At 74.2% G+C, this 14,974-nt stretch carries 15 protein-coding genes; 3 read left to right on the top strand and 12 right to left on the bottom strand.

Going from position 1 to position 14,974, the window contains the following annotated elements; all coding sequences use genetic code 11:
• Positions 1-5: 5 nt before the first annotated feature.
• The 3 genes from AC1RNL_RS02675 to AC1RNL_RS02665 are packed head-to-tail and all read right to left on the bottom strand — an operon-like array spanning position 6 to position 2,900.
• Positions 6-818 carry a hypothetical protein gene (locus AC1RNL_RS02675; RefSeq protein ID WP_492934331.1) on the bottom strand — a complete coding sequence of 271 codons (813 nt, stop codon included), beginning with the start codon at positions 816-818 and terminating at the stop codon, positions 6-8.
• 56 nt (positions 819-874) lie between these two features.
• The gene (locus AC1RNL_RS02670; protein ID WP_492934330.1) at positions 875-2,230 is read right to left on the bottom strand and encodes a sensor histidine kinase; all 1,356 of its coding nucleotides are present in this window, start codon (positions 2,228-2,230) and stop codon (positions 875-877) included.
• Entirely contained in the window at positions 2,223-2,900 is a 678-nt protein-coding gene (locus AC1RNL_RS02665) for a response regulator transcription factor (RefSeq protein ID WP_492934329.1), read from the bottom strand. Before AC1RNL_RS02665 ends, AC1RNL_RS02670 begins: the two co-directional genes overlap by 8 nt.
• A 177-nt stretch (positions 2,901-3,077) precedes the next feature.
• Here AC1RNL_RS02665 and AC1RNL_RS02660 point away from each other — a divergent pair, with 177 nt between their 5' ends.
• Positions 3,078-3,794 carry a uridine kinase family protein gene (locus tag AC1RNL_RS02660; RefSeq protein WP_492934328.1) on the top strand — a complete coding sequence of 239 codons (717 nt, stop codon included), beginning with the start codon at positions 3,078-3,080 and terminating at the stop codon, positions 3,792-3,794.
• A gap of 34 nt (positions 3,795-3,828) precedes the next feature.
• Here the strand turns inward: AC1RNL_RS02660 and AC1RNL_RS02655 are convergent, their stop codons facing one another.
• On the bottom strand, positions 3,829-4,476 hold the full coding sequence (locus AC1RNL_RS02655) for a dihydrofolate reductase family protein (protein WP_492934327.1): 648 nt from the start codon (positions 4,474-4,476) through the stop codon (positions 3,829-3,831).
• A gap of 230 nt (positions 4,477-4,706) precedes the next feature.
• Between AC1RNL_RS02655 and AC1RNL_RS02650 the strand changes: the two genes are divergently transcribed.
• The gene (locus AC1RNL_RS02650; RefSeq protein ID WP_128188935.1) at positions 4,707-5,207 is read left to right on the top strand and encodes an Hsp20/alpha crystallin family protein; all 501 of its coding nucleotides are present in this window, start codon (positions 4,707-4,709) and stop codon (positions 5,205-5,207) included.
• Positions 5,208-5,315: 108 nt separating this feature from the next.
• Here AC1RNL_RS02650 and AC1RNL_RS02645 read toward each other — a convergent pair whose 3' ends face one another.
• The 8 genes from AC1RNL_RS02645 to AC1RNL_RS02610 form a co-directional block, all read right to left on the bottom strand.
• Positions 5,316-5,948: a hypothetical protein gene (locus AC1RNL_RS02645; protein WP_492934326.1), complete on the bottom strand. Its 633-nt coding sequence runs from the start codon at positions 5,946-5,948 to the stop codon at positions 5,316-5,318.
• Complete coding sequence (locus tag AC1RNL_RS02640; RefSeq protein ID WP_492934325.1) at positions 5,945-7,210, bottom strand: hypothetical protein; 1,266 nt, start codon at positions 7,208-7,210, stop codon at positions 5,945-5,947. Before AC1RNL_RS02640 ends, AC1RNL_RS02645 begins: the two co-directional genes overlap by 4 nt.
• Positions 7,211-7,382: 172 nt before the next feature.
• Positions 7,383-7,814, bottom strand: coding sequence for a heat shock protein transcriptional repressor HspR (locus tag AC1RNL_RS02635; protein ID WP_246992594.1), 432 nt, complete (start codon positions 7,812-7,814; stop codon positions 7,383-7,385).
• Positions 7,814-8,776 carry a DnaJ C-terminal domain-containing protein gene (locus tag AC1RNL_RS02630; protein ID WP_492934324.1) on the bottom strand — a complete coding sequence of 321 codons (963 nt, stop codon included), beginning with the start codon at positions 8,774-8,776 and terminating at the stop codon, positions 7,814-7,816. Before AC1RNL_RS02630 ends, AC1RNL_RS02635 begins: the two co-directional genes overlap by 1 nt.
• Positions 8,777-8,818: 42 nt before the next feature.
• Positions 8,819-9,574: a nucleotide exchange factor GrpE gene (locus AC1RNL_RS02625; RefSeq protein WP_492934323.1), complete on the bottom strand. Its 756-nt coding sequence runs from the start codon at positions 9,572-9,574 to the stop codon at positions 8,819-8,821.
• Between the two features lie 2 nt (positions 9,575-9,576).
• Complete coding sequence (dnaK, locus tag AC1RNL_RS02620; RefSeq protein WP_128188941.1) at positions 9,577-11,439, bottom strand: molecular chaperone DnaK; 1,863 nt, start codon at positions 11,437-11,439, stop codon at positions 9,577-9,579.
• A gap of 226 nt (positions 11,440-11,665) precedes the next feature.
• On the bottom strand, positions 11,666-12,817 hold the full coding sequence (locus tag AC1RNL_RS02615) for a cation:proton antiporter (RefSeq protein ID WP_246992600.1): 1,152 nt from the start codon (positions 12,815-12,817) through the stop codon (positions 11,666-11,668).
• Between the two features lie 2 nt (positions 12,818-12,819).
• Positions 12,820-13,302, bottom strand: coding sequence for a cation:proton antiporter regulatory subunit (locus tag AC1RNL_RS02610; protein WP_246992602.1), 483 nt, complete (start codon positions 13,300-13,302; stop codon positions 12,820-12,822).
• 90 nt (positions 13,303-13,392) lie between these two features.
• Here AC1RNL_RS02610 and AC1RNL_RS02605 point away from each other — a divergent pair, with 90 nt between their 5' ends.
• A complete protein-coding gene (locus AC1RNL_RS02605) occupies positions 13,393-14,892 on the top strand; it encodes an MFS transporter (protein WP_492934322.1) in 1,500 nt (499 codons plus the stop codon).
• Positions 14,893-14,974: the final 82 nt, after the last annotated feature.

Genomic DNA, 14,974 nt, shown 5'->3' with positions numbered 1-14,974 from the left:
GTCGCTCAGTCGGCGGCGAGCACCGAGAGGTCGTCGGCGAGCTCGACGTCGACCTCCTGGCCGTCCCGCACGACCTCGACCTCGAAGCGCACGTCGCCGCTCTCCTCGGTCTCGATCGAGGTCACGACGCCGCCGCCCGCGGCCGCGATCGCCGCGTCGCTGATCTGCTCGACGCGCGCGGGGTCGAGCGGCAGGTCGCTCGACCGGTCGCCGTCGTCGTCGGCGCGCACCACCGGGTCGCCGGAGACGGGCACCCGCACCTCGACCTCGCCGCCGTCGGCGAGCAGCACGTCGACCTTCCAGCCGTCGCGCTCGAGCTCGACGCTCGTCGCGTCCCCGCCGCCCGCGGCCTCGAGCGCCGCCTCGATGGCGGCCACGAGGTCGCCGGGCTCGGTCGGCACCGAGCCGTCGAGGGCTGCGGATGCGTCATCGTCGTCGCGGTCGCCGCCGCGGTCGTCGTCGTGGTCGTCATCGCCGCCGTGTCCGCCGGGCCCCGCCGACTCGGAGGTCGATGCGCCGGGGGCCGGGTCGTCGCCGTCGTCGACGGCGTCGGCGATCGACATGCCCACACCGGCGACGGCGAGCACGACGGCGGCCGCGCCGGTGCCGATGAGGATCGGCTTGAGGATGCCGCGCCCGCGCCGCGGAGCGGCCGGGGCCGCAGCGGTCTCGTGCTGCGCGGTGGCGGATGCGTCGGCGGACGCCGCGGACGCCTCCGGGTGGCGCGGGGTCGGGTCGTCGGCGCCGATGGGCGCCTCGCGGTGCGGGTCGCCGGGCGTCAGGTCGCTGCGGTCGTCAGGGGTGTGCTCGTTGCTCATGGCTCCACCTTCCCCGTCGGGCGCTGACGCGGGACTGAACGATGCTGAACAGGGCTTCAGGAACCCGGCTCGTCTCGTGCGGCGGGCGCGGCCGGCAGCTCGATGACGAACCTGGCGCCGCCTGCGGGTGCGCTCGTCACCCACGCGTCGCCGCCGTGCGCGCGCGCCACCTGCCGCACGATCGCGAGGCCGAGGCCCGAGCCGCCGTCGTCGCGGGCCCTGCCCTCGTCGAGCCGCACGAAGCGCTCGAAGACGCGATCCCGCTCGCCCTCCGGCACGCCGGCGCCGTCGTCGTCGACCCACAGCATCGCGCGGCCGTCGCGCACGACCGAGCCGAGCGCGACCCGCCCGCGCGCGTGGCGGAGGGCGTTGTCGACCAGGTTGCGGCAGGCGCGACCCAGCAGCCGCGCGTCGCCGACGACGGGCGCCGCGCGCACCGCCGAGCCGTCGACGGCGCGGCCGAGCGCGCGCACGCGCGCGACCTCCTCGTGCGCGAGGTCGTCGAGGTCGACCGCCTGCCGCTGGCCGGCGGCGTGCTCGTCGAGGCGTGCGAGCAGCAGCAGCGCCTCGACGATCCCGTGCATCCGCTCGCCCTCGTGCAGCACGACCTCCGACAGCTCGCCGGGCGCCACCGCGTCCGGGTGCGTGCGGGAGAGCTCGGCGAACTGCCGCATCGACGCGAGCGGCGAGCGCAGCTCGTGCGAGGCGTCGGAGACGAACCGCTGGCGCGAGCGCGCGTCGGCCTCGACGCGCGCGAGCATGCGGTTCATCGTCGTCGCCAGGCGGTCGAGCTCGTCGCCGCGGCTCGTCGTCTCCACGCGCCGGTCGAGCCCGGCTGCGTCGATCTCGTCGACCTGCGCGCGCATGCGGTCGACGTGCGAGAGCGCGCGGTCGACCACGATCCAGACCACGGTCGCGACCAGGATGACGGCGAGCGGCACGGCGACGGCGAGCAGGGCGGTCGAGGAGCGCACCGCGTCGTCGATGGTCGCGAGGGAGCGCGCGACGACGATCGCGCCGCCGGCCGCATCCGCCGCCACGACGACGTAGCGCTCGCCCTCCACCGTCGCGGTGAGCGGCTCGCGCCCCGTAGGCACCGGCAGCTCGGCGGCCGCGTCGGCGTTGACGACGACCCCCGAGGTCGACCGCAGCGCGACGAGCACGTCGTCGTCGCGCTGCACGAGCGCGGCGGTCTGGATGGTGCCCTCGTCGACGCCCTGCGCGAGCGCATCGAGCTCGTCGGCGAGCTGCTCGCCGACCGACGCCTGCAGCATGCGCTCGAGCGTCCAGACGAGCGCAGTCGCGCCGAGGCCGAGCGCGACCGCGACCACCGCCACCGCCGCGGCGGTGATCCGCAGCCGGATCGACGCGTGCCGGCGCGGGCGCGGCTCGGGCGCCGCCCGCTCAGCCACCGTCGGCCGCCAGCCGGTAGCCCGCGCCGCGCACCGTCTCGATCGCCTCGCGCCCGAACGGCCGGTCGACCTTGCGGCGCAGGCGGCCCACGTAGACCTCGACGATGTTCGGGTCGCCGTCGAAGTCCTCCGACCAGACGTCGTCGAGGAGCTGCCGCTTCGTCACCACCTCGCCGCGCCGCCGCATGAGCAGCTCGAGCACCGACAGCTCGCGGGCGCTGAGGTCGAGCCGCTCATCGCCCCGGTCCACCGTGCGGGCCGCGGGGTCGAGCCGCAGGTCGCCCGCCTCGAGCACCACCGGCCGCTCGCGGCCGCCGCGGCGCTCGAGTGCGCGGATGCGCGCGACGAGCACGGGGAACGAGAAGGGCTTCGTCAGCCAGTCGTCGCCGCCGGTGTCGAGCCCCTCGACCTCGTCCCACTCGCCGTCCTTCGCAGTGAGGAAGAGCACGGGCGTCCAGATGCCCTCCGCGCGCATCGTCTGGCAGACGCGGTAGCCGCTCATGCCGGGCATCATCACGTCGAGCAGCACGACGTCGTAGGCGAACTCGCGCACCCGCCACAGCCCGTCGACCCCGTCGTGGGCGACGTCGACGGTCATGCCCTCGGCGAGGAGGCCGCGCCGGATGCCGTCGGCGAGCCGCGCCTCATCGTCGACCAGGAGCACCCGCATGCGTCGAGCATGGCCGCCGGCGACTGACGCGCGGCTGAACGCCGCGCCCCTCGCCGCCTCGCCGCGCTTCCCCCGCCCTCCGCGCTCTGCGCTCCTCGCTCCGCACAACGCGATCTCCGCGGCGCGTGCGGGGCGGTCGCCCTGATCGCCGCCGAAGCCGCCGGGCGGGCTTGCGTTGTGCGCGACCGCGGTCGGGCCCGGTTGCGCGTGCACGTGCACGTGCACGTGCACGTGCACGGGCGCGAGCGGCGGCAGCGCGCGCCGCGTCGTGGGAAGATGGAGCCCATGCCCGCCGACGCCGAGCCCCTCGCGCGCGTCGTGCTCATCGGCGGGGCCTCCGGCTCCGGCAAGTCGCGCATCGCCGAGCGCTCGGGGCTGCCGCTGCTGCGGCTCGACGACTACTACCGCGAGGGCGACGACCCCGAGCTCCCGCGGCTCGAGACCGGCGAGGTCGACTGGGACCACCCGGACTCATGGCACCGCGACCGCGCGCTCGCCGCGCTCGAGGAGCTCGCCCGCACCGGCCGCACGGCCGCGCCCGTCTACGACATCTCCCGCAGCGCATCCGCCGGCGTGCACGAGGTGGCGCTCGAGGGCGCCTCGCTCTTCGTGGCCGAGGGCATCTTCGTCGCCGAGGTCGTCGCCGAGGCCGAGCGCCGCGGCATCCTCGCCGACGCGATCTGCGTGCGCCGCTCGCGCTGGGTGACGATGGGCCTGCGCTTCGCGCGCGACCTCCGCGAGCGCCGCAAGAGCCCCGCGTTCCTCGTCAAGCGCGGACTCATCCTCGCGAGCCGCGAGCCGGCGATCGTCAAGGGGCTGACGGATGCGGGCTGCCGGCCCGTGCGCGTGCGCTCGGCCGGGCGCCTGCTCGCGCGGGCCGCGCGCGGCGACTGACGCGGGCGGCACCGACCCCGACGGCCGACGACGGCTACTCCTCGACCATGACCTCCTTGCCGTCGACCACCTCGTAGGTCGCGGTGCGGAACGGCGCCGGCGTGAGCGTCATCGCCACCGCGCCGCTCGGCGCGACCCGGGAATCCGCCACCTCGAAGCCCGACGGCCGCTGCACGTCGTCGAAGAGCCGCTTGCCTCGCCCGACGACCACCGGGAAGACGATGAGGCGCAGCTCGTCGAGCAGCCCCTCGTCGAGCAGCGTCTGCAGCAGCTGCCACGAGCCGTGCACCTGCAGCTCGCCGTCGCCGAGCGCCTTGAGATCGCGGATGCGCTGCGGCACGTCGGCGGCGATGACCGACGCCGTGCGCTCCCACGGGGCGTCCTCGAGGCGCAGCGTCGTCGAGACGACGTGCTTCGGCGCGGTGTTGAGCCGCTGCGCGACCGGGTCGGCGGGGTCGGTCACGAGCGGCCAGTAGGCGGCCATCATGTCGTAGGTCGTGCGGCCGAACAGCAGCTCGTCGGTGCGCTCGAACCAGCCGGTGACGACCGAGCTGACGGTCTCGTCGAACGCCGGTGCGACCCATCCGCCCCACCGGAAGCCGCCCGCGGTGTCCTCCTCGGCGCCGCCGGGGCCCTGCATGACGCCGTCGAGCGTCATGAACTCGTGCGCGACCAGTCGCATGCTCGGCCCCCTCGCCTCGGTGCCGCACCCGTGCCCGAGCGCGGCGACGGTATCGAGCATGGGCGGCGAGGCGCCCGCGCGCAAGGGTGGGAGCGGTCTGCGCGATCTGGCACTCTCCCACCGAGAGTGCTAAAATCGAGGCGCTCCGCGGGGCACGCTCCGAGGGGCTGCCACAGACACCGGGGACCGTCGCATGGGGGCGACGGCCCGAAGCTGAGGAGGTGGTTGTCATGGCACTGACCTTCGATCCCTTCCGCGAGATGGACCGCATGGCCGCCCGCCTGCTGACGAGCGGAGGCACCGAGCGCTCGTCGAGCTGGATGCCGATGGATCTCTACCGCGCGGGAGACCACTACATCGTCAACGTCGACCTGCCGGGCGTCGACCCGGGCTCGATCGACCTCGACGTCGATGCGAACACCCTGACGATCCAGGCCGAGCGCACGATCGGCTCCGCCGACGGCGCGCAGTGGCTCGCGCAGGAGCGGCCCGCCGGCCGCTACATGCGACAGCTGGGCCTCGGCAGCGACGTCGACCTCGAGAGGATCGAGGCGTCGTACGAGCACGGCGTGCTGATGCTCACGATCCCGGTCGCCGAGCGCGCCAAGCCGCGCAAGATCACGGTGGAGCAGCGCGACCGCCAGTCGCAGATCAGCGCGGGCGGCTCGGGCGAGAACCAGGCACCGTCGAGCCAGGCGCCGGCGGCCGCGGGCTCCAGCACCGAGTCCTGACTCGGCCGTGACGCGCTCCTGACGCGACGGATGCGGCGCCCTCGTCTGCGGACGGGGGCGCCGCGTCATGTCCGGAGCATCCCCGCCGCTGGGGGGGTCCCGTCCGGATCACCCCGGCGGCAGCACGCGCCGCTCGGATCCGCCCGGCACCGCCGCGGTCGCGGTCGCCCGCCGCGCCTCGCGCCGCGCGATCGCGAGCCACGTGCGCGGCCCGGCGAGCCAGCCGATGAGCGCCGACAGCGCCGCCCCGGCCACCACCCAGAGCGCCGCGACGATCCAGGCGCCGACCACGCCGGTGAGGAGCACGAGCAGCCCGAGCAGCCAGCTCGACAGCGTCGACAGCACCGCCTGCAGGCCGGTGCCGAGGGCCGCGCCCCGCAGCGTGACCGCGGCCGCGCCGACGACGCCGGCCCGGCGCATCCGCCGCGTGCTCCACCAGGCGCCGAGCGCGACGAGGCCGACCGCGAGCAGCACGAGCGCGAGCACGATCGGCACGAGCCACGACGCGTCGAGCCCCTCGATCCAGCGCACGACCGCCATGCCCCACTCGCGGTCGTCGAACAGGTCGATGACCGCCGCGCGCAGCACCGCGAGCACGAGTGCGACGACGAGCAGCCCCCACGCGAGGCCCGCTCCCGTGGCGACGAGCGCGAGGCCGGTCGCGCCGGCCGCGCGCACCGCGGCGCGCTGCTCGGGGCGCAGCGGATCCGGCCGCGCCGCCGTGCGCGGGCGTGGGCTCACGCGGGCTCCCCGCGCAGCCGCACGGCCGTGAGCTCGGCCTCGTCGGCGGCCCGCTGCCGCGCCTCCTCCTCGGCCATGAGGCCCACGAGGTCGACCCGCGGCCTCGCGGTCGAGAGGAACAGCCAGCCGAACAGCAGCCCGACGAGCCCCGTCAGCACCACCGCGAGCGCCATCGCCCAGAACAGCATCGACCACATCGACCCGATCGTGAGCGACGACGACGAGCTCGCGATCACCGAGATCATGCCGCCGAACAGCACGAGCGGCCACAGCATGATGCCGACGAAGCCGGTCGCCGCGGTCGTGCACAGCCACGCGAGCCACGCGGAGCGGTGCGGCTTCGCGAGTCCCGCCGAGCGCGCCCAGAGGGCGCTCAGCAGCCAGCCGAGCGCGAGCCCGACGCCGCCGAGCAGCAGGCCGATGAGCGCGGTCGCCCACACCCGGTCGGGCATCGACCAGCGCGAGACGATCGCCGTCCACGAGTCGGCCTCGAACTCGTCGACCGGCTCGCCCGAGATGTGCAGCAGGAACGCGAACCCGACGATGAGCACGAACGCGGTGAGGAAGTGCGTCGCGAGCGCCATGACCGTCTGGCCCGCCCACGAGCCGAGGATCGCCGCGCGGCGCTGCGGGGTCGTCCAGCGGATGCGCGGGGGCACGATGAAGATCGGCGCGGGCGGGTAGTGCCCGGCGCCGTAGGGCCCTGGCGAGTAGGAGCCGGTCGGGTAGGGCGCCGCGCCGTAGGGCCCGGGCTGACCCTGCTGGCCCGCGTACGCGGCGGATGCCACGGCGAAGGTGCCCTGCTGCGGCCCGGTGGGAGGCGTGCCGTAGGGCGCCCCGCCGTAGACCATCCCGTACGGCCCGGGCTGCGGCCCCCACTGCTGCGGCACGAGCCGCGGCGGCATCGAGTCGGCGACCGCCGGCACGAGGCCGGGCGGCATCACCCGCGCTCCCCCGGCCATGCCGGCCGCGGGGTTGGGCACGGGCGGCGCCGCGCCGGGCACGAAGGCGCCGGAGACGACCGAGCCGTGCACGACCGAGCCCGCCACGACCGTCCCCGGCATGCTGAGGCGCTCGCGCCGAAGCCGTGCGCGCTCCGCGGCGCGGCTCTCGATCGCGGTCGCGGGCACGAGCCGATCACGGCCCGGCGCCGACGCCGCCGACACCTGCCGAGCGCGACCCGCGGCGGCCGCGCGCGCCGCGGCGTCCGCCGGCACCGGGGTGTCGGTGCCCGGCGGCGGCGGGGCTGCGGGGTCGGTCACGGTCAGCATCATGGCATCCGGCCCGCATCTCCGGCCCAGGATCCGCTCGCCTCGCGGGCAGGGAACGCGCGGGGTTCCGGTACCGATCCGCGGGTGCCCGTCCGGGAGACCCGCAGATCGGTACCGGAAGTCCGGATGCGCCCGCCGAGTGACCGGGACCCGGCAGGGCCGGCTACCCGCGCCCGCCGCGCCAGAGCACGATCGAGCCGGGCTTCGACGGGCGCGCGCCCGCGCGGATCGTGGTGATGCCGGTCGCGCCGGCGGCGAAGACGCGGCGTCCCTGCTGCTGCATCACCGCATCCGCGAGCGCCGACTCGAGCTCGCGCACGCGCGCGCGCAGCTCGCGGTTCTCGTCGCTCATCGCGAGGATGCGCCGGATGCCCTCGAGCGAGACGCCCTCGGCCGACAGCAGCTGCACCTGTCGCAGCCGGCCGACGTCGCGCATCGAGTAGCGGCGCGTGTTGCCGACGGTGCGTGCGGGCTCGACGAGCCCGAGCCGGTCGTACTGCCGCAGCGTCTGCGCGTGCAGGCCGGCGAGCTCGGCGGCCGCCGCGATCGAGAAGATCGGCGACGTCTCGTCGAGGCCCTCCGGCACGCCGCGCATCAGTCGGTCCGCGCCTTCGCGAGCAGGTCGGCGCGCGGCGACTCGCTCGGCCCCGCGGCCACGAACGCCTCGAGGTGCTCGACCTGCTCCTTGGTGAGGTGCGCCGGCACCGCCACCTGGATGGTGGCGAGCAGGTCGCCCGTGCCCTTCTTGCCGGCCACGCCGCGACCCTTGACGCGCAGCACGCGGCCCGAGGGGGTGCCCGGCGCGACCTTGAGCCGCACCGGGTTGCCGCCGAGCGTGGGCACCTCGATCGTCGCCCCGAGCGCCGCCTCGGCGAACGTCACGGGCACGTCGAGGCGCAGGTTGAGGCCGTCCATGGTGAAGACCGGATGCGGCCGCACCTGCACCGTGAGGATGAGGTCGCCGGGCTCGCCGCCGGTGGGTGACGGGTCGCCCTTGCCGGCCAGCTTGATCTTCTGCCCGTCGTGCACGCCCGCCGGCACCTTCACCGTCATGGTGCGGCCGCCGACCGTGAGCTTGAGGGTGTCGCCCTGCACCGCCGACGTGAAGTCGAGCGCGGCCCGCGCGGTGACGTCGCGGCCCTTGGCCGGCCGGCGCGCGCCGAAGCCGCCTGCGCCGCCGAAGCCGCCGGCCCCGCCGAACATGCCGCCGAGCAGATCCTCGAAGTCGCCCTGCGAGTACTGCACGCGCGGGCCGCCGCCGAAGCCGCCGAAGACGTCCTCGAAGCCGCCCGCGCCGCCCGGCGCGAACCGGGGGCGGCCGCCGGCCATCGCGCGGATCGCGTCGTACTCCTGCCGCTGCTTCGGGTCGGAGAGCACGGCGTGCGCCTCGGAGATCTCCTTGAAGCGCGCCTCCGCGGCTGCATCGCCCGGGTTGGAGTCGGGGTGGAACTGGCGGGCGAGCTTGCGGTACTGCTTCTTGAGGTCGGCGGCGCTGACGTCCTTGGCGACGCCGAGCACCGCGTAGAAGTCCTTGTCGAACCAGTCGTTGCTAGCCATGCCTCACCTCCCTCGGCTCCGGGCCCTGCTCGGGTGCGTGCCTCACTCTGCCGGGACGAACACCGCGACCTTGGCGGCGCGCAGCATCCGGTCGCCGATGCGGTAGCCCGCCTGCACGACGTCGGCGACGACCATCTCGGTCACCTCCGGGTTCGGCAGCTGGGCGACGGCCTCGTGCTTGTCGATGTCGAACGCCTCGCCGACCTCGCCCAGCCGCACGACGCCGAGCTGGTCGAACGACGCGCGCAGCTTCTGCGCGACGATCGCCAGCGGCCCCTCGGCCAGGTCGCCGTGCTTCTCGGCGAGGTCGAGGTCGTCGAGCGCCGGCAGCATCGTCCTGATGACGGATGCCGTGGTCGCGTCGCGGTCGCCCGCGCGGTCGCGCTCGGTGCGGTTGCGGTAGTTGACGAACTCGGCGCGCAGGCGCTGCAGCTCGTCGAGCTGCTGCGCCGACTTCGCCTCGAACGCGGCCCGCTCCGCCTCGATCGCCGCGGCCTCGCCCTCGAGCAGGGCGCGGTCCTCGTCGCTCAGGTCGTCGGATGCGGCGCCCGCGTCGGGCGCGCCCGCGGCGGCGGGAGCGGGCTCGCCGCCCTCCGCCGCCGGGGCGTCGCCCGAAGCAGCCTCGCGGGGCTCGCCCGTCTCCGGGTCGATCTTCCGCGACGGGTCGCCAGACCCGTCGGCCTGCCCTGAGCCTGTCGAAGGGTCGGTGACCTTCGGCTCGTCCTGGCCCTCGGGCGACGCCGCGTCGCGGCCCTCGTCGTCGGCGCCGGGCACCGGGAACTCCTCGTGCTCGGCCACGGCTACTTCTTCTCGTCCTCGTCGTCGACGACCTCGGCGTCGACCACGTCGTCGTCCTCCGACGACGCGCCGGCCTGCGGCTCCTCAGCACCGGCGCCCGGCTGCTCGCCCTGCGCCTGCTGCTGGTAGATCGCCTCGCCGAGCTTCGACTGCGACTGCTGCAGCTTCTCGACCGACGTCTTGACCGCCTCGTCGTCATCGCCCGCGAGGGCCGACTTCACCGCATCCACATCGGCCTGCACCTCGGTCTTCACGTCGTCGGGCAGCTGCTCGCCGTTGTCGGTCAGCACCTTCTCGACCGAGTAGACGAGGGTCTCGCCGGTGTTGCGCATCTCGGCGGCCTCGCGACGGGCGTGGTCGGCCGCCGCGTGCTCCTCGGCGTCCTTCACCATGCGCTCGATGTCCTCCTTCGAGAGGCTCGAGCCGCCGGTGATCGTCATCGACTGCTCCTTGCCGGTGCCCTTGTCCTTGGCGGACACGTGCACGATGCCGTTCGCGTCGATGTCGAAGGTCACCTCGACCTGCGGCACGCCGCGGGGCGCCGGCGCGATGCCGGTGAGCTCGAACGTGCCGAGCGGCTTGTTGTCGCGGGTGAAGTCGCGCTCGCCCTGGAAGACCTGGATGGCGACCGAGGGCTGGTTGTCCTCGGCGGTCGTGAAGGTCTCGGAGCGCTTCGTCGGGATGGCGGTGTTGCGCTCGATGAGCTTCGTCATCATGCCGCCCTTGGTCTCGATGCCGAGCGAGAGCGGGGTGACGTCGATGAGCAGCACGTCCTTGCGCTCGCCCTTCAGCACGCCGGCCTGGAGGGCCGCGCCCACGGCGACGACCTCATCCGGGTTGACGCCCTTGTTGGGCTCCTTGCCGCCGGTGAGCTGCTTGACGAGCTCGGTGACGGCGGGCATGCGGGTCGAGCCGCCGACGAGCACGACGTGCGCGATGTCGTCGACCTTGATGCCGGCCTCGCGGATGACGTCCTCGAAGGGCTTGCGGGTGCGCTCGAGCAGGTCCTTCGTCATGTTCTCGAACTGGGCGCGCGTCAGCGACTCCTCGAGGTTGGCGGGGCCGTTCTCGGTGAGCGAGAAGTACGGGAGCTGGATGCTCGTGTTCGACGACGAGGAGAGCTCCTTCTTGGCCTGCTCGGCGGCCTCCTTCAGGCGGCGCATGGCGATCTTGTCGTTCGAGACGTCGACGCCGGTCTGGTCCTTGAAGCGCTGCTTGAGCCACTCGACGATCCGGTCGTCCCAGTCGTCGCCGCCGAGGCGGTTGTCGCCCGCGGTCGAGCGCACCTGGATCGTGGAGAAGTCGTCGTCCTTGCCCACCTCGAGGAGGGAGACGTCGAACGTGCCGCCGCCGAGGTCGAAGACGAGGATGAGCTCGTCCTCCTTGCCCTTGTCGAGGCCGTAGGCGAGCGCGGCCGCGGTGGGCTCGTTGATGATGCGCAGCACGTTGAGGCCGGAGATCTCGCCGGCCTCCTTCGTCGCCTGGCGCTCGGCGTCGTTGAAGTACGCGGGGACGGTGATGACCGCGTCGGTGACCTTCTCGCCGAGGTACGTCTCGGCGTCGCGCTTGAGCTTGCCGAGGATGCGGGCCGAGATCTCCTGCGGCGTGTACTGCTTGCCGTCGATCTCCTGCTTCCAGTCGGTGCCCATGTGGCGCTTGACCGACGAGATGGTGCGGTCGACGTTCGTGACGGCCTGGCGCTTGGCCGGCTCGCCGACGAGCGTCTCGCCCTCCTTGACGAACGCGACGACCGAGGGGGTCGTGCGGAAGCCCTCGGCGTTCGCGATGACCGTGGGCTCGCCGCCGTCGAGGAACGCGACGACGGAGTTGGTGGTGCCGAGGTCGATGCCGACTGCTCGTGCCATGGTGTCTGCCTCCTGTTCGCAGCTCGCGCTGCGCTCGTGCCTGATTCCGGCAGACCGGCCCACCGTCATCCCCCCATGACCTGGCGGTGGGCTCGTCTCCCGGAATCCCGGCTGCGACCGCGCCCGGGCGGGCGCTGACTTGAGTCGCGATGGCTCAACTTTTCCACCTTGAGTCGGGTCGTGTCAAGTTTCTGGGCGCATTCCCAGGGAGCGTCGACGGATGCGGCTACGCGAGCACCGCGCGGGGCGACGGCACGATCCAGCGCGCGAGCAGCGGCCCGCCGATCGCCGTGAGCAGCACGTAGCAGGCGGCGAGCGCCCCCACCTCCGGGTAGCCCGCGCCCACCGCGAGCGCCGCGATCACGATCGAGAACTCGCCGCGCGGCACGAGCGCCGCGCCCGCGCGCAGCCGGCCGCGCCGCTGCACGCCGTCGCGGGCCGCCGCGAGCCAGCCGGTGCCGAGCTTCGTGGACGTCGTGACGACCGCGAGCAGCAGCGCCGCCGGCAGCACCGGCAGCAGCTCGGCCGGCACGATCGGCAGGCCGAAGGAGAAGAAGAAGATCGCCGCGAACAGGTCGCGCAGCGGCCCCAGGATGCTCCGCGCCCGCACGGCGAGCGACGGCGGCACCGCGATGCCGACGAGGAACGCGCCCACCGCGGCCGAGGCGCCGAGCAGCTGCGTGAGCCCGGCGACGAGCAGCGTGATCCCGAGCAGCCGCAGCAGCACCTGCTCGTCGCTCGGGTGGCTCAGCAGCCGGCCGAGCGGCACCGACGCCCGTCGCGAGGCGAAGAGGATGGTCGTGACCGCGCCCACCGCGAGCGCCACCGCGCCGAGCGCCTGCCACCACTCGGCGCCCGTCAGCACCGCGATGAGCACCGGCAGGAAGATCGCCATCGCGATGTCCTCGATCACGAGGATCGACAGCACCGCCGGCGTCTCGCGGTTGCCGAGGCGGCCGAGGTCGGCGAGGAGCCGCGCCACGATGCCCGACGACGAGACCCACGTGATGCCGGCGAGCGCGAGGCACGCCGGCAGCGGCATCCCGATCGCCAGGCCGATGAGGAATCCCGCGCCCGCGTTGAGCGCGAAGTCCGCCAGCCCCGAGCGCCCGTGCCGGGCGAGCGACTGCGCGAGCTCCTCCGCGGTGAACTCGAGCCCCAGCATGAGCAGCAGCAGGAGCACGCCGATCTCGGCCGCCGGGCCGATGAACGGCTCCGCGTGCGTGATGTCGACGAGCCCGCCCGAGCCGAGCCCGACGCCCGCGACGAGCATGAGCGGCACGGGCGAGATGCCGATGCGGTGCGCCACGAGCCCCAGCAGCGACACCCCGAGCACGACGGCGCCCAGCTCGAGCAGGAGGGCGGCGACGTCGTGCATGGTCAGGCCGGCTGCAGCCTGACCCGCAGCTGATCGATGCCCGTCGCCGAGCCGACCACCACGAGCGTGTCGCCGGCGGCGAGCGGCTCCTCAGGGCCGGGCGCCGCGAGCACGTCGTCGCCGCGCACGATCGCGACGATCGAGCAGCCCGTGAGGGTGCGCGCCTTCGTGCTGCCGAGCGGGTGCCCCGCGAACGGCGAGCCGGGCTCGATCGCGAGCCGCGCCGACTCGAGGCCGGGGATCTCGCGCGTCACGTCGAGCATGCCCTCCGCGATCCGGGCCGCGCCCAGGAGCTCGGCGAGCGCATCCACCTCGTCCTCGTTGAGCGACAGCTCGAGGCGCACGTCGTCCGGGTCCTCGCGGCTCAGCACGCACAGGTCGGCCTGCCCCTCGCGGTGCACGACGATCGAGAGCGGCACGCCCTTCGTCGTCCTCATGTCGTAGCGCATCCCGACCCCGGGCAGCAGCGTCTGCGTGATCTCCACGACCGCATTCTGGCACCGCGCGGGCGCCGCGACACCCGCGCGCCACCGCGGCTGCGGCCGGCGCGCGCCCCGCGGCCCTACGCTCATGCCATGAGCGTCCCTCACGAGCCGCCCGCCGCATCCGCCCCCGTCTCCGGCGGCGCCGCGAAGGGATCGCCCGACGACGTCGTGCAGCCGTCGCAGATCGGGGTCGCGCCCGTCACGCGGCGCGAGCTCGGGCGCCGCGCCACCGCGTGGGCGCTGTGGGACTGGGGCTCGGCGTCGTTCAACGCCGTCGTGACGACCTTCGTCTTCAGCCGGTACATCGCATCCGACCTCTTCGTCGACCCGGCGATCGTCGACGCCGCCGGCGAGGGCGGCTCGCCCGAGCTGACCCGGGCGCTCGCCGACAACGCCTCGGTCGTCGCGTGGGCGGTCGCGATCGCGGGCCTGCTCGTCGCGCTCCTGGCGCCCGTCATCGGCCAGCGGTCGGATGGCGGCGGTCGCCGCAAGCTGTGGGTGGCGGTCAACACCGGGGTGACCATCCTCGCCATGGTGGGGATGTTCTTCGTGACCCCCGTGCCCGAGTACCTGTGGCTCGGCGCGGCGCTGCTCGCGGCCGGCAACCTCTTCTTCGAGTTCGCGTCGGTCAACTACAACGCGATGCTGCACCAGGTGTCGACGAAGGCAGCGCTCGGGCGCACCTCGGGCTACGGGTGGGGCATGGGCTACGTGGGCGGCATCGTGCTGCTGGGGCTCCTGCTCGTGCTGTTCATCTTCCCGCTCGCCTCGCCCGACGCGGGCGGCGTGCTCGCGGTGCCGAACGGCCGCGAGGGCGGCGCGCTCGACGTGCGCTTCGCGGTGCTGACGAGCGCCGTGTGGTTCCTCGTCTTCGCGCTGCCGCTGCTGCTCAAGGTTCCCGAGCTGCCGCCGACCGGCGCCGCGCCCCCCAAGGTCGGCATCGTCGAGTCGTACCGCATCCTCTTCCGCACGATCCGCCGCATCGCGCGCACGGCGCCCAAGACGCTGCTGTTCCTCGCCGCCTCGGCCGTCTTCCGCGACGGGCTCTCGGGCGTGTTCACCTTCGGCGCCATCATCGCGTCGTCGGTGTTCGGCTTCAGCGCGACCGAGGTCATCCTCTTCGCCATCGCCGCCAACGTCACCGCCGGCGCGGGCACCTTCGTGGGCGGCTGGGCCGACGACCGCTTCGGCCCCAAGATCGTGATCGTCGTCTCGCTCGTCGTGCTGTCGCTCTCGGGCCTCGCGGTGCTCTTCGTCGAGGGCAAGGCGATGTTCTGGGTGTTCGGGCTCGCGCTGTCGACCTTCGTGGGCCCCGTGCAGTCTGCGTCGCGCTCGTTCATGGCGCGCATCACGCCCGAGGGGCGCGAGGGCGAGATGTTCGGCCTCTACGCGACGACCGGGCGCGCGGTGTCGTTCCTCGCGCCGACGCTGTTCGCGGTGTTCGTCTCGCTCACGGGCGACACGCGCTTCGGCATCCTCGGCATCGTGCTCGTGCTCATCGCGGGACTGCTGCTCGTGCTGCCCGTGCACCCGCGCCCGACGGTGCTCGAGGGCGCGGAGCGGGAGACGTCCTCGAAGCCGGCCGCTTGACGCGCTGACCGCCCGCGCGCATCCGTCGTGGGCGACTTGCGGCACCGATCGGCCCTCAGCACCCGCGGCTGGGGGCCAGGTG

This window comes from Agrococcus sp. GW821-FHT14H11, assembly GCF_058803545.1.
Note: the sequence above shows the minus strand (reverse complement) of the source record. Positions and strands in the feature narration are given on the sequence as shown.